Origin of the sequence: Stenotrophomonas sp. TEPEL, from assembly GCF_004348785.1 — a bacterium.
GTDB lineage: Bacteria > Pseudomonadota > Gammaproteobacteria > Xanthomonadales > Xanthomonadaceae > Stenotrophomonas > Stenotrophomonas indicatrix.
Genome location: NZ_QQXJ01000001.1, coordinates 607543 through 628792, shown reverse-complemented (window position 1 = coordinate 628792; position 21250 = coordinate 607543). Strand labels below are relative to the sequence as shown.

Below are 21250 nucleotides of genomic sequence, written 5' to 3'. Positions count from 1 at the left end.
CGGGCCCGGATTTCCGGGCCCGTCGTACGATGGGAGACTGGAATCGCCGCCTGCGCGTCGGCCACGCGCGGCAGCGAGCCGACCACCACAGGAGTGAGATGATGCGACCCTTCCCCCTTGCCAGCATGCTGCTGGGCCTGGCGCTGCTTCCCACAGCCACCCGGGCCGCCGATGCCCCGGCACTCGATACCGGCCCTGGCCCGCAACTGCGCGCCGGCAGCCTGATGTTGATTCCCGCACCGGCCAACGTGCAGCGCGGCAACGGCGCGGGCATCACCGTGGGCGCGGCCACCGTGCTGCATGCCGATGGCGAAGCCGCACAGCGCGTGGCCGCACAGTTCGCCGACATGCTGGCGCGCAGTGGTGGGCCGCGACTGGCCGTGGCCAACGGCAAGGCCGCCGCCAAGGGCAACAGCATCCGCTTCCAGATCGTGCCGACCTTCCGCGACAGCGGCGAGGGCTACACGCTGGACAGCACCGCGCAGGGCGTGCTGGTGCAGGCCGGCAACGAGACCGGCCTGTTCTACGGCGCCACCACCCTGGCCCAACTCGCCACCGGCGGCAGCAACGGCGTGCTGCCGGCCGTGCAGATCCAGGATGCGCCGCGCTTCAGCTGGCGTGGCTTCATGCTCGACTCGGCGCGGCACTTCCAGAGCCTGGACGAGATCAAGCGCGTGCTCGATGCGATGGCCGCGCACAAGCTCAACACCTTCCATTGGCACCTGACCGACGACCAGGGCTGGCGCATGGAGATCAAGCGCTACCCGAAGCTGACCGACGTCGGCAGCTGCCGCCTTCCGGCCGGTGATGCCGGCATCGATCCGGTCAGTGGCAAGGAGCATCCGTACTGCGGCTTCTACACGCAGGACCAGATCCGCGACGTGATCGCCTACGCCGCCAAGCTGCACATCCAGGTCATTCCCGAGATCGATGTACCCGGCCACGCCACCGCTGCCATCGCCGCCTATCCGGAACTGGGTACGATCGACACGCCGTTGAAACCGTTGAGCGAATGGGGCGTGTTCCCGAACCTGTTCAACGTCGAGGACGGCACCGTTACCTTCCTGGAAAACGTGCTGGAAGAAGTGATCCAGCTGTTCCCGGCCAGGTATGTGCATGTGGGTGGCGACGAGGCGGTGAAGGACCAGTGGGAGGCATCAAAACAGGTGCAGCAGCGCATGCGCGCGCTCGGCATCAAGGATGAGATGGCCATGCAGAGCCACATCATCAAGCGCCTGGAGACCTTCCTGGAACAACACGACCGCCGCCTGATCGGCTGGGACGAGATCCTTGAGGGCGGCCTGCCGCCGCAGGCCACGGTAATGTCATGGCGCGGCACCGAAGGCGGCCTTGCTGCGGCCAGCGCCGGCCACGATGTGGTGATGTCGCCGGTCAGCCACCTGTACCTGGATTACCTGCAGACGGCCTCGCCAAACGAACCGCCGGGCCGGCCGACGCAGGTGAACCTGGCCAAGCTCTACAACTACGAACCGGTGCCGGCCGAACTGGCCGCCGACAAGCGCGGGCACATCCTCGGCCTGCAGGCGAACATGTTCACCGAGCACACGCGCACTTACGCGCGTCTGCAGCACAACCTGTTCCCGCGCCTGGCCGCCGTGGCCGAGACCGGCTGGAGCACGCCGGAGCGTCGCGATTTCCGCGACTTCCTGGCCCGCCTGCCCTCGCAGCTGCAGCGCTATCGGGCCTGGGGCCTGGCCTACGCGCAGACGCCATTCGAAGTGGGCGTGGCCCATACCGATGACCGCGCGGCGAACACGGTGACCGTGTCGCTGGCCAATCCACTGGGCTATGAAGTGCGTTACAGCAACGACGGCAAGCCGGTGACCGCACAATCGCCGCTGTACCGGCAGCCACTGACGTCCACGCTGCCGGCGACGGTGCAGGCTGCCGCCTTCTACCAGGGCCAGCCGCTGGCCGCCAAGCCGACGGTGGCGGCGTACACCGCGCAGTCGCTGCTGTCGCGGCACAGCGAAGCACTGCGCAGCTGCGTCGGCGAGAAGGGCCTTGTCCTGCGCCTGGAAGATGATGGTCCGCGCGAAGGTGCGCGTGCGGTGTTCACCGTCGACATCTTCCAGCCGTGCTGGCGTTGGCCGCAGGCACAGCTGGATGGCATCGGCAGCGTGGAAGTGCGCGCGGGCCGCATTCCGTACTACTTCCAGCTGGCCCACGACGAGCCGAAGCGTCGTTTCGAAAAGGCCCGGAGCGCGCACGGCGAAATGCTGATCCGTCGCGGTGACTGCACCGGCAAGGTCCTGGCGCAGGTGCCGTTGCCGGCGCAGACCGATGCCGACGGCTTCGTGACCCTGCGCGCGGCTTTGCCGAAGGGCACCTCGGGCACGGGTGACCTGTGCATCAACTTCACCGGCGACACGCGCCCGGCGATGTGGGTGCTGGATGAGGTGACGCTCGGGAAATAACGGCGGACACGCATGGTGTGGATCTACCGTAGAGCCAGGCCATGCCTGGCTGTCTTTGGTAGACGCCAACCTTGGTTGGCGCTGGCGAGATCCATCCACGCATGGTGTGGATCTGCCGTAGAGCCAGGCCATGCCTGGCTGCCTTGGTAGACGCCACACCTTGGTTGGCGCCGGCGAGATCCATCCACGCATGGCGTGGATCTACTGGAGCCAGGCCATGCCTGGCTGCCTTTGGTAGACGCCAACCTTGGTTGGCGCCGGCGAGATCCATCCACGCATGGCGTGGATCTACTGGGCATCTACGCGCATCTGAAAGTTTCAGCCACACGCGGTGTGGATCCAGAGTAGAGCCAGGCCATGCCTGGCTGTCTTACCCGCGCCAGCGCAGCAGCATGTCGCGCAGCGGGGTCACTGCGGTGCCCATCCCCGCCAACACGCCAACGGTGTTGGCCACCGCATCCATCGGATCGGCCATGCGGTCGCTGGTCAACGCGCCCTGCGCGAATTCGATGCCGATGCCCATCAGCACCAGCCCAGCACCTACCCACAGCAGTGGACGGCCACGCCGGAACAGCTGCACCGCGCTGCCAGCCAGGATGAAATAGGCCAGGAAATGCTCGCCCTTGTCGCTGTTCTCCGGCAGCGGGATCGGCGGCGGCGGAATCATGCAGACCACGATCACCGTCAGCACCGCCAACACCCACAACGCGGTCCACAGTCGCGGCCGCCGCAGCGGCTTGATCACCGGCAACGCTGCACTCACAGGCGCCAGCTCAGGTCGCCCAGTTCGAAGGCCGGTTCGAAATCAACGTCGCGCTGCAGGCCAATGGCCTGGAAACGCTCGCCCATCTCCGTCGGCAGGGTCAGCTTCTTCACCTGGTCGCGCAGCTGGATGCGGCCCACTTCATCGGTGCGCTCCTCGGCCAGGGTCAGTACCTGGTCCAGGCCGTTGCCGAGCAGGAAACTGGCCTGGCTGCAGTACCCGGCCAATTCAAATCCGCCATGCAGGCCGGCCTCGGCCATGGCAGTGAAATCGACCGATGCGGTGATGTCCTGCAGGCCCGGCCAACGATGGATCTCGTTGTGCACGTGGTGACGGTAGAACGCGCGCACGGTGCCGTCATCGCGTTCGTCCTGGTAGAACTCGCCCCGGTTGTAGCCGTAGTCCACGAACAGCATCGCGCCGCGCCGCAGGCCACCGGCCACCGCCTGCAGCCAGTACGGCAGCTGCGGTAGCACTTCGGAACGGTAGCCGTCGGCAAAGGGCTTCTGCAGATAGCGCTCGAGATGGCGCACCGCGCCGTTGAGCAGCAGGTCGGCCGGCTGCGCGCCACGGATGAAGTTGCCCTGCGCGTCCAGTTCGACGGTTTCCTCGTATACCTCGCCATCCTTGATGAGGAAGCGCGGTGTCGGCAGCGCATCGATCACCTCGTTGGCGAACACCACGCCGTCCCAGTCGTCCTCGAACGGACGATCAAGCCATTCCACCCGGCTGGCCAGTTCGGGCGGCAGGTTCTGCTGCAGGCGCTCCTGCTGGCGCTGGCGCAGGTCCGCGCTGGGTTCAAGGATGGCGTAACGGGCCGGCAGCGCCTCCAGCTCAGCCAGGCGCAGCAGCACCGCCTCGGCGAAGGCGCCAGTGCCGCCGCCCAGTTCCAGCATCCGTGCGTGCGCATCGAGCTGGCCGAACACCGGCGCCAGTGCGTTGGCCACGCTGCCGGCGAACAGGCTGCCGAGCTCGGGTGCGGTGGTGAAATCGCCGCTGCCGCCGAACTTGCTGGCACCGGCGCTGTAATAGCCCCAGCCCGGCGCGTACAGGCACAGCTCCATGAAGCGGGAGAACGGCATCGCCCCGCCCTGCGCGAGGATCTCGGCACGCAGGGCGGCGGCCAGTTGATCGCTGTGGGCCAGGGCATCGGCTTCGGGCAGGGGGAAGGTAGGCTGCATGGCGTCTTCGAATGCGGTGACAATGGTGCACAGGATAGCCGAGCCTTGGAGGACCCTCGATGAGTGACACCGCCCCCGTGGCCCTGATCACCGGCAGCGCACGCCGGATCGGCGCGGCCATCGCCCGCCAGTTCCACGCCTGTGGCTGGTCGGTGGTGCTGCACGCCCATACCTCCAGCGCCGAACTGCAGCAGGCCGCCTTCAACCTGGACAACGAGCGCCCTGGCAGCGTGCTGGCGTTGCAGGCCGACCTGCGCGACGCCGATGCCCTGGCCGATCTGGTCGAGCAGGCGGTCACCCACTTCGGCCGCCTGGATGCGCTGGTCAACAACGCCTCCAACTTCTTCCCCACCCCGTTCGGCCAGGTCACCGCCGAGGCGATGGACGAGCTGTACGCGGTCAACGCGCGCGCGCCGCTGCTGCTGGCCCAGGCCGCCGCGCCTTACCTGCGCCGCCAGCACGGCTGCATCGTCAACCTGACCGACCTGCACGGTACCGACCCGATGCGCGACCACGTCGCCTACACGATGGCCAAGGCCGCGCTGGAAATGGCGACCCGCTCGCTGGCGCTGGAACTGGCGCCGAAGGTGCGGGTGAACGCGGTGGCACCCGGTGCGATCCTGTGGCCGGAACAGGGCAAGGACGATTTCGCCCGCGAGGCGCTGCTGGCGCGCACGCCGCTGGCGCGGATCGGCACGGTCGAGGAGATCGCCGAGGCGGTGTACTGGCTGGCGGCCGAGGCCAGCTTCGTCACCGGCCACACGTTGCGTGTGGATGGCGGGCGTACGGTCAGCTGAACTGTTGCCGGCCAGCGGCCGGCACCACCGGTAGCGCCGTGCCATGCCCGGCCAGCGCAGCGGCAACAACAACCCATTACTCGAGGTCCACGACCTCGAACTCTTCGCCAAACTGCTTGTGCGCCCGCCACAGCGTGGCCAGGTCCAGGCCGCTGACCGGATCGACGAAGCCCGGGGCGATGTCAGCCAGCGGCTTCAGCACGAAGGCATGCTTCAGTTCCGGGCGTGGAATGCGCAGATGGCCGGGGCCCTCCACCACCAGGTCGCCATAGAACACCACATCGACGTCCAGGGTGCGGTCGGAGAAGCGCGGGCCGCTGCGGTCACGACCATGCGCATCTTCCAGCGCATGCAGCCAGTCATCCAGTTCCTGCAGCGGCAGGTCGGTCTCGAGGGCAACGCCGTTGTTGAGGAAGGCCGGGCCGTCGAAACCGACGGCAGCGGTGCGGTAGGCGGCAGACACCCGCAGCGCGCCAAAGCGCTCGCGCAGGGCCGCCACCGCAGCGTGGAGGTAGCGGCGGGGATGGACGTTGCTGCCCAGGCTCAGGAGCACGGTGGTCATGCGGTTCCGGTGACGGCAATCAGGTGGAGCGCGGGCATGCCATCGTCACAACGGCCTGCCTACAATCCGGGACGCATATGATAGGGCACCGACATGACCTATTGCGTTGGAATCGAGGTGGACGAGGGCCTGGTCTTCGCCGCCGACACCCGCACCAATGCCGCGCTGGACGATGTCCGCGTGCACCGCAAACTGCACGTGTTCGAATATCCCGGCCAGGCCGCCTATGTGGTGATGGCCGCTGGCAACCTGGCCACGACCCAGTTGCTGGTGTCGCGGCTGAAGCGCGATGCCGAGGAGCGGCGCACGCCGAACCTGCGCGACATGGCCCATCTGTTCGAAGCTGCGGCCTACGTCGGCTCCCTGCTGGTGGACAGCCAGGTACAGAGCCAGCACACCGAGCATGGCCACGATGGGGTGAACACCCAGGCGACGCTGATCTTCGGTGGACAGATTGCCGGTGAACAGCCTGGCCTGTACATGGTCTATCCGCTGGGCAACGCCATTGCCGCCTCGCCGGAGACGCCCTATCTGCAGATCGGTGAATCCAAGTACGGCAAGCCGATCCTGGACCGCATCCTGACCCCGTCCACGCGCCTGGAAGATGCCGCACGCACGGCGATCGTCTCGCTGGATTCGACCATCCGTTCCAACCTGTCGGTGGGCCTGCCGGTCGACCTGGCGCTGCTGCGCGCCGGCGAACTGCGGATCAGCCAGCAGCTGCGGCTGGGCGCCGATTCGCCGCTGTACGCCGACATCCACCAGAACTGGTCGCGTCGGCTGGAACAGGCGGTGGAAAGCCTGCCGCGGTTCCCGTGGGAACCCACGGACCGCGATTCATGAAATGCCGCCGGGCATGGCCCGGCGCTACCCACAGCCTTCGGTAGCGCCGCGCCATGCCCGTAGCCGAGCGTGGCCATTTCGCCCAGCAGCTGGCTGGCCGACAGCAGCTTGGAGCCGGCATCGGCAATCACCAGCGCCGGCATCGCCTCCTGCTGCATCCAGCGCAGCGCAGCCGGGCCATCGGAGGCCAACTGCAGCTGATAGCCCTGGCTGGACAGTGCATTGCCCAACAGCGACAGGCGGGTGGCTTCCCCATCGACCACCAGGATCGACTGGCCACTGCCCAGTGCCACCAGCTGTTCAATCGGTTCGCCGCCCTCGGCGCTGGCATGCATCGGCAAGCGCAGCTCGAAGCAGGTGCCCCGCCCCAGCTGGCTGTCGACGTGGATGCTGCCACCGGCACCTTCAACGATGCGCTTGCAGGAAATCAGGCCCAGCCCGGTGCCATCGGCCTTGGTGGTGAAGAACGGATTGAACAGGTGCGCCAGCGTGTCCGCATCCATGCCGGTGCCTTCATCGACCACCGCGATGCGCAGCCAGTCCTCGCCGTCGCGCTGGCCACCATGGCTGGCGGTCAGGCTCAGGTTGCCCCCATGGGGCATCGCCTGGATGGCATTGAGCGCCAGGTTCAACAACACCTGCTGCAGCTCGGTGTAGTTGGCATCGACCACCAGCCCCTCATCCTCGACCACCAGGTCCAGGCGGACGCCATCGGGCACGTTGCTGCGCAACAGCAGCGCCACGGCCTGGAACAGGTCATCGATGTGGATGCGTTCGCTGGCCTTGCGCGAGCCGCGCACGAACGACAGCATCGATTCGGCCATCTCATGGCCACGGCGACCGCACTCGGCGATCACGTCGGCCAGGTGGTGCAGCTGCGGATCCTCGGTACGCGCCTTCAGCAGGTCCGGCATGATCAGCAGCGGCTGCAGGATGTTGCGCAGATCGTGGCTGAGCCCGGCGGCCAGCAACGACAGGCTTTCCAGCCGTTGCGCGCGCATCAGCTCGGTTTCCACCCGCGAGCGCTCGATGGCGCTGCGTGCCTCGCGCACCGCGCGCGCCACGGCCGACGGCAGGCGCGCCGGCTGGTGCTTGATGATGTAGTCGTTGGCTCCCTTCTGCAGGGCCGCCACCGCATTTTCCTCGCCCATGGTGCCGGAGACGAAGATGAAGGGTACCTCCGGCAACGCATCGCGCACGATGCGCAGCGCCTCGTCGCCGGAGAAGCCGGGCATGCTCAGGTCGGACAGCACGATGTCCGGCTGGAAGCGCGCCAGCGCATGGCGCAGGTCGTCCGCGCTCTCGACACGCTCGAAGGTGGCCTCAAGGCCTGCATCGAGCATCTGTTCGGACATCAGCTCGGCATCCTCCGGGGAATCTTCCACCAGCAGGATGCGCAATGCGCCGAGCGCAGGACCGGTCAGGGGCATGGGCCTACTCGATCTCCGGAGCCTGGTTGATCAGTGCCCAGAACTTGCCCAGGGTCTGCACTGCGCCGAAGAACTGGTCCACGTCCACCGGCTTGACCACATACGCGTTCACGCCCATGTCCCAGCTGCGGGCCAGGTCGCTTTCCTCGCGCGAGGAGGAAAGGATCACCACCGGCAACCGCTTCAGCTCATCGTGTTCGCGGATCTGCCGCAGCACTTCCAGGCCATCCATGCGCGGCATCTTGATGTCCAGCAGCAGCACCGCCGGCAGGCCCTCTTCGCGGCTAGCGAAGGCGCCACGGCGCAGCAGGTAATCCATCACTTCCACGCCGTCTTCGACGTGCACGATGGGATTGGCCAGGCGCGCTTCCTGCAGCGCATCGATCGCCATTTCGGCGTCGGCCGGGCTGTCTTCGGCCAGGAGGATGGTGCGCAGCGTCGTCATGCGATGGGGCCCTGTTTGTCCGTGTCGAGCACGGGGGGAAGATAGAAGTGGAAGGTGGCGCCGGCATCCGGTGCGGCTTCGGCCCAGATGCGGCCGCCATGGCGGGTCAGCACCCTGCGAACGCTGGCCAGGCCGATACCGGTGCCGGGATAGTCGCTGGCCTTGTGCAGGCGCTGGAATACACCGAACAGCTTGCCAGCGTAGGCCATGTCAAAGCCTGCACCATTGTCGCTGACCGTGAACTGATGACCGCCATCGGGCTGCTGCTGGTAGTCCACGCGGACCTTGGCCGGCTCGCGGTTGGCTGAATACTTCACCGCGTTGCCCAGCAGGTTCAGCCAGACCTGGCGCAGCATGTTTTCGTCGCCCACCACGATCGGCAGCGGCGCGATGCTCCACTCCACCTGATGGGCGTGGCCACTGCTCTCGGCTTCGCTCTGCACGTTCGCGTCGAGCATCGCGCGCGTATCGGCAACCAGCGACTGCATGTCCACGGTCTGCTGGCGCATCGCCACCCGGCCCAGGCGCGAATAGACCAGAAGGTCGTCGATCAGCGTGGCCATGCGCCGCGCTGAACCTGAGATCACCCCCAGGTAGTGCTGGCTCTTCTCGTCGGCAGCCTCGCCCAGATGGCGCGACAGCTTGTCCGAGAACCCGGCGACATGGCGCAGCGGCGCGCGCAGGTCGTGCGACACCGAGTAGCTGAACGCTTCCAGTTCGCGGTTGACCTCCGAGACCTGGGCGATCTTGCCCTCCAGCTGCCGGTTAAGTTCTTCAACACGTGTCTGCACCGCACGCTGCACGGTCACATCGCTGACGGTCAGCAGCACCACTTCATCGTCGGTGTCAGGCAGCGGCATGCGCCGTGCGTTGAGCAGCATGTAGCGGGACATGCCGTCGCCGGTACGTTGTTCGTGTTCGAAATCCCACAGTTCACGGCCGCGCAGCAACACATCGGCCAGACGCTGGCGCACCACCGGGTCACGCCACGCGCCCTCGCCTACGTCTTCCAGCAGCAGGCCATCGGCGCGCTCATCCTGCAGCCCGTACAACTCTGAGAACGCGGGATTGTGCAGCTGCACACGCAGCTCGCGATCCAGCAGCACGATCGGTTCGCGCACGGTCTGCAGCACCGACGCCGCGCGTGCCGCCGCGCGCTGCGACTGCCGCTCTGCCTGCAGGCGGCGGCCGATCTGCCGTTGCAGCAGCCACAGCACCAGGCCGAGCAGCGCCAGCTGCACCAGCAGCGAGCTCCACGACACGAAGTTGGTCTGCCGCTTCTGTCGCTCCGCCTGGGCGGTGCGCTGGGCCAGCAATGCTTCCTCACTGGCCTGCAGCTCTTCCACCAGGCCGCGGATCGGGTAGCGCGTGCTCAGGTCCTGCACCAGCTCGCGCTGGTCGCTGTTCGGCTCGGACTTCGCCAGTTCACGCGCAACCCCCAGCCGCCCCTCCAGCATCGACTGGATGCGGCCGATGCGGATCAGCTGGTCGGGGTTGTCGCGGGTCATCCGGCCCAGTTCAGCCAAGCGCTCGGGAATGTCGTTGGCCTTGGCCATGCGCTCGCGCAGGCCCGGCGCGTCCACGCCCTTGGACAGTGTCAACGCCGCCGACTCGATGTCACGCACGTCGGTCTGCAGCTGCTGCAGGGCGACGGTCACCTGCTGGGTATGGGTCACCCAGCCCATGGCCAGTTCGTTGTCCTGCTGCAGTTTGCGCAGGGTCAACCACGGGACCACGATGATGGCTGCCGCTGCCAGTGCCAGAGCAGGCAGTCGCCAGCGATCCCAGATGTCATCACTGAAAACCAGCGCCATAGTTCCTCGTCAGCTCAGCCGGGGAGTGCGATCCGGGCAGGACCAGCCACGGCGGAACCGGCAATATAGCGCAGCCGGTCACATCTCTGGGGTAACGGGTCATTCGGCGGGGCGCCCACCAGCACCATCGAGCAGGCCCCACAGCACAAGACAGGGGCGCCCCCGTGGGAGCGCCCCTGCCGATAACCTGCGGCGTCGATCAACGCTTGGCGGCACTGACCTTCAGTGCGGCGGCATCAACGCGGGTCACGCCCTTGATGCCCTTGGCGGTGGCGATGGCCTTGTCATGCTCGGCCTTGGTGGCAACGGTGCCACTCAGGCTGACCACGCCGTTGACCGTCTCCACCTTTACTTCGGTACCCGGCACATTGCTGCTGGCGAGCAGATCGGCCTTGACCTTGGTGGTGATCCAGCTGTCGGTGACCGGCTCGTTGGAATCATGGCGGTCTGCATGGGTCATCGCCGAATGATCGGTTTTCGGCGGGCTCTTCGCTGCGGCGTCCTGGGCGAATGCGGCCGAGGAGGACAGCGCCAGGCCCAGGGTGAGGGCGGAAGCCAACAGCGTACGGGTCGTGGTGCTCATCGTTTGGTTCTCCTACTGGTTGGTGCGCCCAGTGTCGCCAAGTGCTTGTAGTGCAGGCGTGGCGCTGCGGTCACGCTCACGTGAATGGGCGCACCCGCAGCGGGAATGGTTCAGCTTCCGGGCGCGTAGTCATCTCGTTTACCCTGAGGTTCCTGTCCTGCACTTCACGATCTGCGCGGAGTCGTCCCATGCGCCCTGAGCTGCAACTGGCCCTGATCGGCTACGGCCTTGCCGGCCGCGTCTTCCACGCCCCGCTGATCCAGCACACGCCGGGGCTGGCCCTGCACAGCGTGGTCAGTTCGCAGCGCGATACGCTGCTGCGCACCTTCAGCGACGTCCACGTACGCGCTACCGCACAAGAGGTCTTCGATGACCCTGCGGTGGATGCGGTGGTCATCGCCACGCCGAACGAACAGCACGCGCCATTGGCCATCGCCGCGCTGGCCGCCGGCAAGCATGTGCTGGTGGACAAACCGTTTGCCGTGAGCGTGCGCGAAGCCGAACAGGTGCTGGACGCAGCGCGCGACGCTGGACGCATCGCCACCGTGTTCCAGAACCGGCGGTTCGATGCGGACTTCCTGACTCTGCGGTCGCTGCTTGCCGACGGCACGCTCGGTGACATCGCCGAATGCCACGCACATTTCGACCGCTACCGTCCGCAGGTGCGCGAACGCTGGCGCGAGCAGGACGGGCCGGGCAGCGGCCTGTGGTACGACCTGGGGCCGCACCTGCTGGACCAGATGCTGGTGCTGTTCGGCTGTCCGCAGGCGATCGATGCGGACCTCGCCGTGCAGCGCGAAGGCGGCAGCGGCGTCGACTATTTCCACGCCGTACTGCACTACCCACGCCATCGCGCGATCGTGCATGCCGGTTCACTGGTCGCTGCGCCTGCACCCCGTTTTGCCGTGCATGGCACGCGGGCCAGTTGGATCAAGCATGGCCTGGACGTGCAGGAGGGGCAGCTGCGTCGCGGCACCGCGCCAGGTGCGCCGGGATGGGGTATCGATCCGCGCCACGGCGAGCTGCTGCATTGCGATGCGGAGGACAACGTCCTGCGCAGCACCGTGGACAACCTGCCGGGCGACTACCGGCGCCTGTATGCCGACTTCGCGGCGGCGATGCAGGGTGAGGGCGAGCCGACGGTCAGCGCGCAGCAGGCGCTGCAGGTGATGCGGTTGCTGCAGGCGGGGATGGACAGCGCGCGCGAAGGGCGGCGGGTGCAGGTGGGGTGATCGGCAGGGCTGCGCCCTGCACCTGCCGAATCAACGTCAACGTCAACGTCAAAAGCGGGATTCCGTGGGATGGCGGGGTGGGTCCGGTTGCGGGGGTCGCTGCAAGTACCCCCGCAACCGGACCCACCCCGCCTTCGACAGTTGTCCACTGCTCTTGGTGGGTGTCGACCTTCGTCGACACAGTAGATCCACGCCATGCGTGGATGACGTAGAAACGATCAAAGAAGGCTTTTCAATTGCGGGGTCAGAACCCTTTCCTGCGGAAAGGGATCCGACCCCGGCGCCGGTGCTTACGACTTCTTGATGGCGTGGCCGCCGAACTCGTTGCGCATCGCTGACAGCAGGCGGTCGGTGAACGAATTGGATTCGCGCGAACGCAGGCGTTCGAGCAGCGACAGGGTGATCACCGGGGCCGGTACGTCCAGCGCGATCGCTTCGGCGACGGTCCAGCGGCCTTCACCGGAATCTTCCACGTACGGTGCGATGCCATCCAGCGAGGGATTGCGCTTGAGCGCTTCGGTGCTGAGGTCCAGCAACCACGAACGCACCACGCTGCCGTGGCGCCAGACCTCGGCCACCTGGGCCAGGTCCAGTTCCATTTCCTGCTTGCGCTCCATCAGCGCGAAGCCTTCGGCGTAGGCCTGCATCATTCCGTACTCGATGCCGTTGTGGACCATCTTGGTGAAGTGGCCTGCGCCGGACGGGCCGACGCGTGCCCAGCCGCGGTCCTCGGCCGGTGCCAGCGTGCGCAGCAGCGGTGCGATCTGTTCGACCACCGCTGCATCGCCACCCACCATCAGGCTGTAGCCTTCCTGCAGGCCCCACACGCCGCCGCTGGTGCCACAGTCCACGTAGCCCAGGTCATCCTCGGCCAGCGCCTTGGCGCGACGGATCGAGTCCTGGTAGTTGGAGTTGCCACCGTCGATGACGATGTCACCTTCGGCCAGGTGCGGGGTCAACCGGCCCAGCGTCTGGTCCACGGTCTCGCCGGCGGGCACCATCAGCCACACCACGCGCGGCACTGGCAACGCGGCCACTGCAGCGGCCAGCGAATCAACCACCTCCAGGCCGGCCTCGGCGGCGCGCTGGCGGGCGCCCTCGCCCGGGTCGTAGCCGACCACGCGGTGGCCACCGCGGTGCAGGCGCTGGGCCATGTTGGCGCCCATCCGGCCGAGGCCGATCATTGCAATATCCATTGTTTCACCTTCAGTTGGGGTCTAGGGTCAGGCTGCCTGGCCTGCCGGTGGCTGCGCAGTGGCGCAACTGCGCCTGGCGCCAACGCCGGTAGAGCGTGGTATGCAGATTGTGCAACGCCAGGTCGATGGAAAACGGCGTGCGCGGATTGCGGTCGAGCAGGCGGATGATGTGATAACCGACAGGACGTATACCGCGTGGGTGCGCGTAGATCACGAACTGCTGGTAGAACGCATCGTCCAGCAACTGGTCCATCTGCTGCACGAGGTCACGATAGCGCGGGACCAGCTGCGCACGCAGCGCCGGATCGCGCTCGTACAACAGCCGCTCGAAATAGCGTTGACCGACACGCGGAATGCCCTGCGCCAGCTGCCACAGAACGCGGTTGCGCTGGTCGTACCAGGCCAGGCCACCGTGCTCCGCCAGTGCCTGCGCCGCGCCCTCGCCCACCTCCACCACAACGAAGTTCTCCGCCTGGTTGCTCAGATCGTCCAAGGTGCCTTTGTCGAAGACGTGTTCGATGAAGCCCGGCAGCCCGACAAAGGCCTGCCGCCCCATCGCCGACGTGCGCACGGCCTTGCCGTCGGCCATGAACTGGCCGGCCTGCGCGCCCAGCAGGATGCTGTCGGTGTCGTGCAGGCCAAGGAAGGTGCCGATGGACAGTTCGTCCGCAGTGAATTCCGCATCGAAGGCGGCATCACCGTACAGCTCGCGCTGCGTGGCCAGCTGCGCGACCTGGCGGCCGACACCGCACTCGGCGCGCACGTGGCCCGTATAGAACGCATCCAGTGCGCGGCTGTTGCTGGCGGCCGGTACATAGCCGCGGCCGAAGCTGCGCACCCGCTGCCATCCCTGTGCCGGGGCACCGCGTGCGCCAAAGCCGATCCAGCCCAGCTGCACACCGGTGAAGCGGAAGGATTCATTGTCCTGCAGTGCCTGCGTAGCGCGTTGCACGGCAGCGCCCAGTTCAAAGGCGTAGGCACAGACCGTGGCCGGGTCATCCAGCAACTGCTGCAACAGGGCCTGCCGGTCGGCCTCGACCAGCGTTGCCGGCCAACGCACGCGCAGATCACCGGCCGCCTGCGCCTCGGCCAGCGAGGCACGCGTACACACCGGCCCACCCTGTACCTGTGGCGTGGTGATCGCTGCGGTTTCAAAGCGCCAGCCCAGCCGCTGCAGCAGGCCTTGGCTGCACTCGGCCGTAGCGGCCAGCGTGCTCAGGGGCCAGCCCAGCAGCAGGGCCCACGCCATCACCCTGCCGCGCACGCTCAGCCCTGGTCCGTTGCTGCCGGCGCTGGTTCGGGCTCAGGCCCGGCAGGAGGCTGCGGCGACGCGGCCGGTTGCGGTTGCGGCTCTGGCGTCGCTGCCGCTGGCAGGTACTGCTGCAGGCGCTGGAAGAAGCGCCGATAGAACTCGGCATCGGTGATCGTGCTGCTGGCCACTTTCACCAGTGAGTCGTCATTGCTGCCGAACGGCAGCGACACCGAGCCCAGCGCGCCCACGCCCACACTGGCCGAGGTCGGGCTCTTCTTCAGTGCATAGCGGTCCTGCACGGCGCTGACGAACACCAACGCCTGGCTGCCACGCGACGCACACGAGATACGCAGCACCAGCTGCTCATGGTCGTCCTCGCGCGGTTGGAAGTTCTTGTTGCCCTCCACCTGCGCATCGTCCGAGCGTGCGATGGCATAGCCCTGGCTGAGCAGCGTGCGCCGGGCAGCTTCGCAGGCTTCGGCCGGGCGGCCATCGACGGTGCGCGAGAAGGTGTCGCCGGAGTCGAAGGACTCCCGCAACAGGCTGCTGTCGGCGGCACGACCACCACAGGCGGTCAATGCCAAGGCACTGGTGGCAGCCAGCAGGGAAGCAGAAAGAAGGGAGGCCCGCATGGGTACTCCTGCGAAGACGGTATCGCCGAGGGTAGCCCCCTGCCCGTGTGCGCCGGGTCGAAAACACCGGTCCCGTCCGCCACCGTTGTACCCGGTTCATGCAAAAAGGGGACGGAAGGATCAAGTCGTTTGTGCCACTAGCGACTTGATCCCCTCCGCCCCCCTTTTTCAGTCAATCAGTCGGCCCAGCGGCCTGCGGCGGTGGACTGCGGCAGCACCTGCGCCGACAGCGGACGGTCGGCCTCCAGCAGGTTCACCGCGTCGGCCAGGATCGAGGCCGATTCACGCAGCAACGGATCCGGACGCTTCTCGGCGGCCTTCTCGCGGGCGGCATCCTTGACGATGTCGCGCTCGTTGCCGGTCAGGCCGTCATCGCTGCTGTCATCGGCCAGCGGGTCCAGGGCCAGGCCCAGTTCCTTGCGCACGATCTGGCGCTGCTTGCGCTGGGTGTCCTGGCGCTCGCGCTCGGCACGTCGGGTCGCTTCATTCAGCGAGACGTACTTCTTCGCCGCTTCGGCACGGAACTGCTCCACGTCCTCGTTCCACCACTGGAATTCCTTGTCGGTGGCGATGCGCGCGTCGTGGCGCGTTTCCAGCTTCGGCAGCAGCGGCGCAAAGTTGCCGTACTGGGTGTGCGGCACCGCGGCGATGCGGGTCCACGGCAGGGCATTGTCGTAGGTGCTCTCGCCGAACTCGGTGGCATCGACGCTGGCCGGGAACGCCAGGTCCGGCACCACACCCTTGTGCTGGGTGCTGCTGCCGCTGATGCGGAAGAACTGGGCGATGGTCAGCTTCACCTGGCCAAAGCGCTGGGCTTCGCCACTCGGCCAACGGTCCAGGTCGACGATGTTCTGCACCGTGCCCTTGCCGAAGCTGGTTTCACCGATGACCAGACCGCGTCCGTAGTCCTGGATGGCACCGGCGAAGATTTCCGACGCCGAGGCCGAACCACGGTTGATCAGCACGGCCAGCGGACCGTCCCATGCCACGCCCTGGTTGCGGTCGCTGTTGACGGTGACCCGGCCACCGGATTCGCGCACCTGCACCACCGGTCCCTGCTCGATGAACAGACCGGTCAGCTCGATGGCTTCATCCAGCGAACCGCCACCGTTGTTGCGCAGGTCCAGCACCACGCCGTCCAGCTTGTCGGTCTTGAAACCGGCCAGCAGCTTGGCCACGTCGCGGGTGGCCGACGCGTAATCGGTGGCGTTGCGACGACGGCCTTCGAAGTCCTGGTAGAAGGTCGGCAGCTTGATCACGCCGACCTTGCGTGCCGGCTCGCCATTGACGGCCGGAATGGTCATGGTCTCGCCCTTGGCGGCCTGTTCGGCCAGGCGCACCTTCTGCCGGGTCAGCACCAGGGTGTGGTGCTTGCCGTCGACGCCCGCTTCGGCCGGAATGAACTCCAGCTTCACCTGGGTGTCCTTGGCGCCACGGATCTTCGCCACGACATCATCGATGCGCCAGCCGATCACATCTTCCACCAGCCCGGACTTGCCTTGGCCGACGCCGACGATGCGGTCACCCGGCTTCAGCGTGCCGTCCACGGCCGCCGGGCCACCGGCGATGATCTCGCGGATCACCACCATGTCGTCCTGGCGCTGCAGCTGTGCGCCGATGCCTTCCAGCGACAGCGACATCGCCTGGTTGAAGTTCTCGGCGGTGCGCGGAGTGAAGTAATCGGTGTGCGGATCAACCGCGCTGGTGTAGGCGTTCATGAAGAACTGGAAGGTGTCTTCGCCCTTCAGCTCGTTGACCGACTTTTCCAGGGTGGCGTAACGCTTGTCCAGCGTCTTGCGGATGTCATCGGACTTCTTGCCGGCCAGCTTCAGGCGCAGCCAGTCATTCTTCACCGACTTGCGCCACAGCTCGTCGAGCTCGGCATTGGACGCTGCCCACGGCACGTCCTTGCGGTCGTACTCGAAGCGCTCGTCGGTGGTGAAATCCGGTTCCTGCTTCAGCAGCTTGCGCGCATAGGCCACGCGCTCGCCGACGCGCTGCTTGTAGACCGCGAACACCTGGAAGGCCGGCTCCAGCTCGCCGCCGCGGATGGCGTTGGCAATGCCGGCCTGGAACGGTGCGAAGCGGGTGATGTCGGCCTGGGTGAAGTACTGCTTGCCGCCGTCCAGCGTTTCCAGGTAGCGCTTGAACACATCCTTGGAGGTGGCTTCATCGAGTGCACGCGGGCGATAGGCGTAGCGGCTGTCGGACAACAGGCCGTATACCAGCTTGGAGGTGGTCACCTGATCGGCGGTAGCCGCCGCCGGCAACGCCGGCGAGTCGGCCTTGGCCGCCAGCGCCAACGGCGCAACCAGCGCCAGGGCCATCAGGAATGCGGGGGCTTTGAATTTCATTGACGTGCTCGAAGGCGCCTTGCCAAGGGGGAGACTGCAGGGTGTTCAGACACCACGACAGTGCCGAAAGTTGCCGGGTTTGTCACCCGCCCACTTCCGGTGGAAAACCAGCCTAGCGGGGCCGGTGTAGCAAATTGTGAATGCAGGCAAAGGCGTGCGGACCAACGGTCCGCACCCACCATGGTCGTGGTGACACCCATCGCACCCATCGGTAGCGCCGGGCCATGCCCGGCGGGGATGAGGCGTGCGGACCAACGGTCCGCACCCACGGCAACCGCTTACTGGACGCCGGCGCCCTTGGCCTGTACGTCGGCGTGGTACGACGAGCGCACCATCGGGCCGGAGGCCACGTGGCTGAAGCCCAGCTCGTAACCGTAGACTTCCAGCGCCTTGTAGTCGTCCGGGGTCCAGTACTTCAGCACCGGGTGGTGGTGCGCGGTCGGCTGCAGGTACTGGCCGATGGTGATCATGTCCACATTGTGCGCACGCAGGTCGCGCATGGTGGCCTTGATCTGTTCGAAGTCTTCGCCCAGGCCCAGCATGATGCCCGACTTGGTCGGTACGTCAGGGTGCTGCGCCTTGAAGTTCTTCAGCAGGTTCAACGACCACTGGTAATCGGCACCCGGGCGCACGTTGCGGTACAGGTCCGGCACGGTTTCGATGTTGTGGTTGAACACGTCCGGCGGGTTCTGCGCGAGGATCTCCAGCGCGCGCTCCATGCGGCCCTTGCCGCGGAAATCCGGCGTCAGCACTTCGATGCGGGTGCCCGGCGATTTCTCGCGGATGGCGGTGATGCAGTCGACGAAGTGCTGGGCACCGCCGTCGCGCAGGTCATCGCGGTCGACGCTGGTCACCACCACGTACTTCAGGCCCATGTCGGCCACGGTCTGGCCCAGGCTGGCCGGCTCGTTGGCATCGGGCGGCTTCGGCCGGCCGTGTGCCACGTCGCAGAACGAGCAGCGGCGGGTGCAGACCTCGCCCAGGATCATGAAAGTGGCGGTGCCGTGGCCGAAGCATTCGTGGATGTTCGGGCAGCTGGCTTCCTCGCACACGGTCACCAGGCGGTTCTCGCGCAGCTTGGCTTTCAGGTTCTGCACGGCATTGCCCGAAGGAATGCGCACGCGGATCCAGGAGGGCTTGCGCAGCACCGGCACGTCGGCGAACTGCACCGGCGAACGGTTGATCTTGTCCCCACCCATCTGCTTGACCCCGGCCTGCAACGGCGCGGTGGACGGAAGCTCGGCCTGCACGATCTGCAGGGGAATGGTGCGGGCAGTGGTTTCAGTCATGGCGTTTCCGGGGGCGGTCAGGCGGCCGCAGAGAGATCAGGCAGTTCAGGCACGGGCTGCAGCAACAGGCCGAACTGGCGGGCCAGGTGGTCCAGCAGCACCGGCTTGACGGCGTCCATCCCGGACGGACCGCCCAAGTCTAGCACCGTGGTCACCTGCAACCCCTCGTAACCACAGGGGTTGATGCGGTGGAAAGGGTCGAGGTCCATGGCCACGTTGAAGGCCAGGCCGTGGAAGGTGCAGCCGCGCCGCACGCGGATGCCGAGCGCGGCGATCTTGGCGCCGCCGACGTAGACACCCGGGGCGCCGTCGAGCCGTTCGGCACCGATGTTCCATTCCGCCAGGGTGTCGATGATGGCCTGCTCGATGCGGCACACGTAGTCGCGCACGCCGATGCCCAGCCGCGGCAGCCGCAGCAGCGGGTAGATCACGATCTGGCCGGGGCCGTGGTAGGTCACCTGGCCACCGCGATCGACGTGGACCACCGGGATCTCACCCGGCGCCAGCACGTGCTCGACCTTGCCGGCCTGGCCCAGGGTGAACACCGGATCGTGCTCGACCACCCACAGCTCATCCAGCGTGTCCTCGTCGCGCTGGTCGGTGAAACGCTGCATGGCGTGCCAGACCGGCTCGTAGGCCTGGCGCCCCAGGTCACGCACCAGCGCCGGGCGCGGCGGGCGTGCCTCGGGGGCCGCCGCTTCGGCAGGACAGCTGACGGCTACACCGTCCACTTCACTTCCGGGTGGTCGCGCAGGGCCTGGTGGGCCACGTCGTACTGATCGCGGTTCTCGGCCCGGAAGACCAGGCGCACCGAGACGTACTTGCCGTTGGACGAATGCTTCCAGCTGATGCGCTCGTTCACCACGTCGACGCCAGCAGCCAGCAGCAGGCGGGGGAGTTCATGCTCCAGGCCGCGGTTGGCCGGGCCCATCGCGCTGAGCTCGAACTGACCGGGGAACTGGAAGCCGTGTTCGGGGTTGTCGGACTTGATTTCCATGCGCCCATTATCGGGCCGCAGGGCAACAAACCCAAGAGTATTCATGTAAGCCGGCGGCACTGCGGGCGGGCCGCTGCGTTGCAGCTGAACATCCATTCAGACTGGGCACCACCTCCCGGGGCCCCTGCCCCATCGCTGCCGCTTCGCCTGCGGTAACCGATTGTATCGATCAGACAATGTTGTTTTCGGAACAGACAAGTGATCCCAGCGCGCTCGTTCCATCACAGCGCCGGGAGTACCGTGTCGTTGCATAAAACGACAGACAAAAGCCCCCTTCCCGATGATCATCCCATCCATGCGCTACCTCGCATCCTTTGGATTGTCCGGCCTGCTGGCCACCGCCCTCCCCCTTTCCGCCTACGCAGCCGAGCAATGCGGCCCGGACGCGATGCGCGAGCACCCACCGCAGGTCAATTTCCGCGTCGACAACGACCTGTTCGGCGGCCGCCACCAGGACCAGGGCTACACCAACGGCGCCCAGCTGACCCTGGTCTCGCCCAACCTGGTCGATTACACAGACGACCCGTGCCTGCCGCGCCTGGCGCGCTGGGTGAACAGCCACCTGGAGGCACTGCACCCGGGCAGGTTCGAACAGCAGAACATGATCTTCAGCCTGGCCCAGGGCATCTTCACCCCCACCGATTTCACCCGGAAGGACCTGATCGAAGACGACCGCCCGTATGCGGGCGTGCTGGTGGCCAGCTTCGGCTACAACGCGCGCAGCGGCGACCACCTGCAGACCACCCAGCTGACCCTGGGCGTGGTGGGCCCGTGGGCACAGGGCCGGCAGGTGCAGAACGCGGTGCACGACGTGCTGGGTGATGAGAAGTTCCAGGGCTGGGACAACCAGCTGCACAACGAACCGGTGTTCATGCTGACCCACGAGCGCATGCGCCGCTGGCCGGGCGATGCCAGCATCAACGCCGATGGCTGGGGCTGGGATGCGATCAGCCATTACGGCGGCTCGGTCGGCAACCTGGAAACCAAGGCCAACGTCGGCGGCGAAGTGCGTTTCGGCTGGAAGCTGCCCGACGATTTCGGCAGCACCCCGCTGCGCCCGGCCGGCGAGAACACCGCGCCGACCCGGGGTGGCAAGCCCAGTGGCTGGTCGTGGCACATGTTCGCCACCACCGATGCGGCGTGGGTGATCCGCGATATCACCCTGGACGGCAACACGTTCCGCAACAGCCACAGCGTGGACAAGCGCCACGTGGTCGCCTACGGCGGTTACGGCGTGGCAGTGATGCGCGGCCGCTGGAAGTTCGCGGTAGCCCGCTACCACAGCACCCGCGAGTTCAATGGCCAGCGCGAAGCCCCGGTGTTCGGCAGCTTCACCATCAGCCGCTCGCTGTAAGCAAGGGGCTGATGGTGAAGCGGGTAGGTGCCGACCGTTGGTCGGCACACCGGATTGATTCGCTCGCTGTAAGCGAGCGAATCAATCC

At 66.8% G+C, this 21250-nt stretch carries 18 protein-coding genes and 1 pseudogene; 5 read left to right on the top strand and 14 right to left on the bottom strand.

Annotated elements, in window-relative coordinates:
* The first annotated feature begins 98 nt into the window (after positions 1–98).
* Positions 99–2438, top strand: a complete 2340-nt coding sequence (locus TEP_RS02905; RefSeq protein ID WP_132824196.1) for a family 20 glycosylhydrolase — start codon at positions 99–101, stop codon at positions 2436–2438.
* Between the two features lie 370 nt (positions 2439–2808).
* Here the strand turns inward: TEP_RS02905 and TEP_RS02900 are convergent, their stop codons facing one another.
* Both TEP_RS02900 and TEP_RS02895 read right to left on the bottom strand, forming a co-directional pair.
* Positions 2809–3201: a VanZ family protein gene (locus TEP_RS02900; RefSeq protein ID WP_132824194.1), complete on the bottom strand. Its 393-nt coding sequence runs from the start codon at positions 3199–3201 to the stop codon at positions 2809–2811.
* Entirely contained in the window at positions 3198–4382 is a 1185-nt protein-coding gene (locus TEP_RS02895; protein WP_132824192.1) for an SAM-dependent methyltransferase, read from the bottom strand. The genes TEP_RS02900 and TEP_RS02895 overlap by 4 nt, the downstream gene beginning before the upstream one ends.
* 59 nt (positions 4383–4441) lie before the next feature.
* Between TEP_RS02895 and TEP_RS02890 the strand changes: the two genes are divergently transcribed.
* The gene (locus TEP_RS02890) at positions 4442–5179 is read left to right on the top strand and encodes a pteridine reductase (protein WP_132824190.1); all 738 of its coding nucleotides are present in this window, start codon (positions 4442–4444) and stop codon (positions 5177–5179) included.
* 76 nt (positions 5180–5255) lie between these two features.
* Here TEP_RS02890 and folK read toward each other — a convergent pair whose 3' ends face one another.
* Complete coding sequence (gene folK / locus TEP_RS02885; protein ID WP_132824188.1) at positions 5256–5741, bottom strand: 2-amino-4-hydroxy-6-hydroxymethyldihydropteridine diphosphokinase; 486 nt, start codon at positions 5739–5741, stop codon at positions 5256–5258.
* A 93-nt stretch (positions 5742–5834) separates the two neighbouring features.
* Here folK and TEP_RS02880 point away from each other — a divergent pair, with 93 nt between their 5' ends.
* The gene (locus TEP_RS02880; RefSeq protein ID WP_132824186.1) at positions 5835–6584 is read left to right on the top strand and encodes a 20S proteasome subunit A/B; all 750 of its coding nucleotides are present in this window, start codon (positions 5835–5837) and stop codon (positions 6582–6584) included.
* Positions 6585–6607: 23 nt separating this feature from the next.
* Here TEP_RS02880 and TEP_RS02875 read toward each other — a convergent pair.
* The 4 genes and pseudogenes from TEP_RS02875 to TEP_RS02860 form a co-directional block, all read right to left on the bottom strand.
* A pseudogene (locus TEP_RS02875) lies at positions 6608–8014 on the bottom strand (ATP-binding protein); the annotation flags it as partial.
* Positions 8015–8018: 4 nt separating this feature from the next.
* The gene (locus tag TEP_RS02870) at positions 8019–8459 is read right to left on the bottom strand and encodes a response regulator (protein ID WP_025878695.1); all 441 of its coding nucleotides are present in this window, start codon (positions 8457–8459) and stop codon (positions 8019–8021) included.
* Entirely contained in the window at positions 8456–10273 is a 1818-nt protein-coding gene (locus TEP_RS02865; protein ID WP_132824184.1) for an ATP-binding protein, read from the bottom strand. The genes TEP_RS02870 and TEP_RS02865 overlap by 4 nt, the downstream gene beginning before the upstream one ends.
* 199 nt (positions 10274–10472) lie before the next feature.
* Positions 10473–10856: a BON domain-containing protein gene (locus tag TEP_RS02860; protein ID WP_025878697.1), complete on the bottom strand. Its 384-nt coding sequence runs from the start codon at positions 10854–10856 to the stop codon at positions 10473–10475.
* A gap of 188 nt (positions 10857–11044) precedes the next feature.
* Here TEP_RS02860 and TEP_RS02855 point away from each other — a divergent pair, with 188 nt between their 5' ends.
* Positions 11045–12088, top strand: coding sequence for an oxidoreductase (locus TEP_RS02855; protein WP_132824182.1), 1044 nt, complete (start codon positions 11045–11047; stop codon positions 12086–12088).
* A gap of 290 nt (positions 12089–12378) precedes the next feature.
* Here the strand turns inward: TEP_RS02855 and gnd are convergent, their stop codons facing one another.
* The 7 genes from gnd to TEP_RS02820 form a co-directional block, all read right to left on the bottom strand.
* Positions 12379–13284: a phosphogluconate dehydrogenase (NAD(+)-dependent, decarboxylating) gene (gene gnd / locus TEP_RS02850; protein WP_132824181.1), complete on the bottom strand. Its 906-nt coding sequence runs from the start codon at positions 13282–13284 to the stop codon at positions 12379–12381.
* A gap of 10 nt (positions 13285–13294) precedes the next feature.
* Positions 13295–14533: a hypothetical protein gene (locus TEP_RS02845; RefSeq protein WP_132824179.1), complete on the bottom strand. Its 1239-nt coding sequence runs from the start codon at positions 14531–14533 to the stop codon at positions 13295–13297.
* Between the two features lie 17 nt (positions 14534–14550).
* The gene (locus tag TEP_RS02840) at positions 14551–15168 is read right to left on the bottom strand and encodes a DUF2242 domain-containing protein (RefSeq protein ID WP_132824177.1); all 618 of its coding nucleotides are present in this window, start codon (positions 15166–15168) and stop codon (positions 14551–14553) included.
* A gap of 176 nt (positions 15169–15344) precedes the next feature.
* Positions 15345–17522: a carboxy terminal-processing peptidase gene (locus TEP_RS02835; RefSeq protein WP_132824175.1), complete on the bottom strand. Its 2178-nt coding sequence runs from the start codon at positions 17520–17522 to the stop codon at positions 15345–15347.
* Between the two features lie 278 nt (positions 17523–17800).
* Positions 17801–18811: a lipoyl synthase gene (lipA, locus tag TEP_RS02830; protein WP_059065144.1), complete on the bottom strand. Its 1011-nt coding sequence runs from the start codon at positions 18809–18811 to the stop codon at positions 17801–17803.
* Positions 18812–18828: 17 nt separating this feature from the next.
* Positions 18829–19473 (bottom strand): lipoyl(octanoyl) transferase LipB, encoded by a 645-nt coding sequence (gene lipB, locus TEP_RS02825; protein WP_240790735.1) that lies wholly within the window; start codon positions 19471–19473, stop codon positions 18829–18831.
* A 56-nt stretch (positions 19474–19529) separates the two neighbouring features.
* On the bottom strand, positions 19530–19808 hold the full coding sequence (locus tag TEP_RS02820) for a YbeD family protein (protein ID WP_025878705.1): 279 nt from the start codon (positions 19806–19808) through the stop codon (positions 19530–19532).
* A gap of 280 nt (positions 19809–20088) precedes the next feature.
* On the opposite strand from TEP_RS02820, the gene TEP_RS02815 reads away from it, so the two are divergent.
* On the top strand, positions 20089–21162 hold the full coding sequence (locus TEP_RS02815) for a lipid A deacylase LpxR family protein (protein ID WP_132824171.1): 1074 nt from the start codon (positions 20089–20091) through the stop codon (positions 21160–21162).
* The last annotated feature ends 88 nt before the right edge of the window (positions 21163–21250 follow it).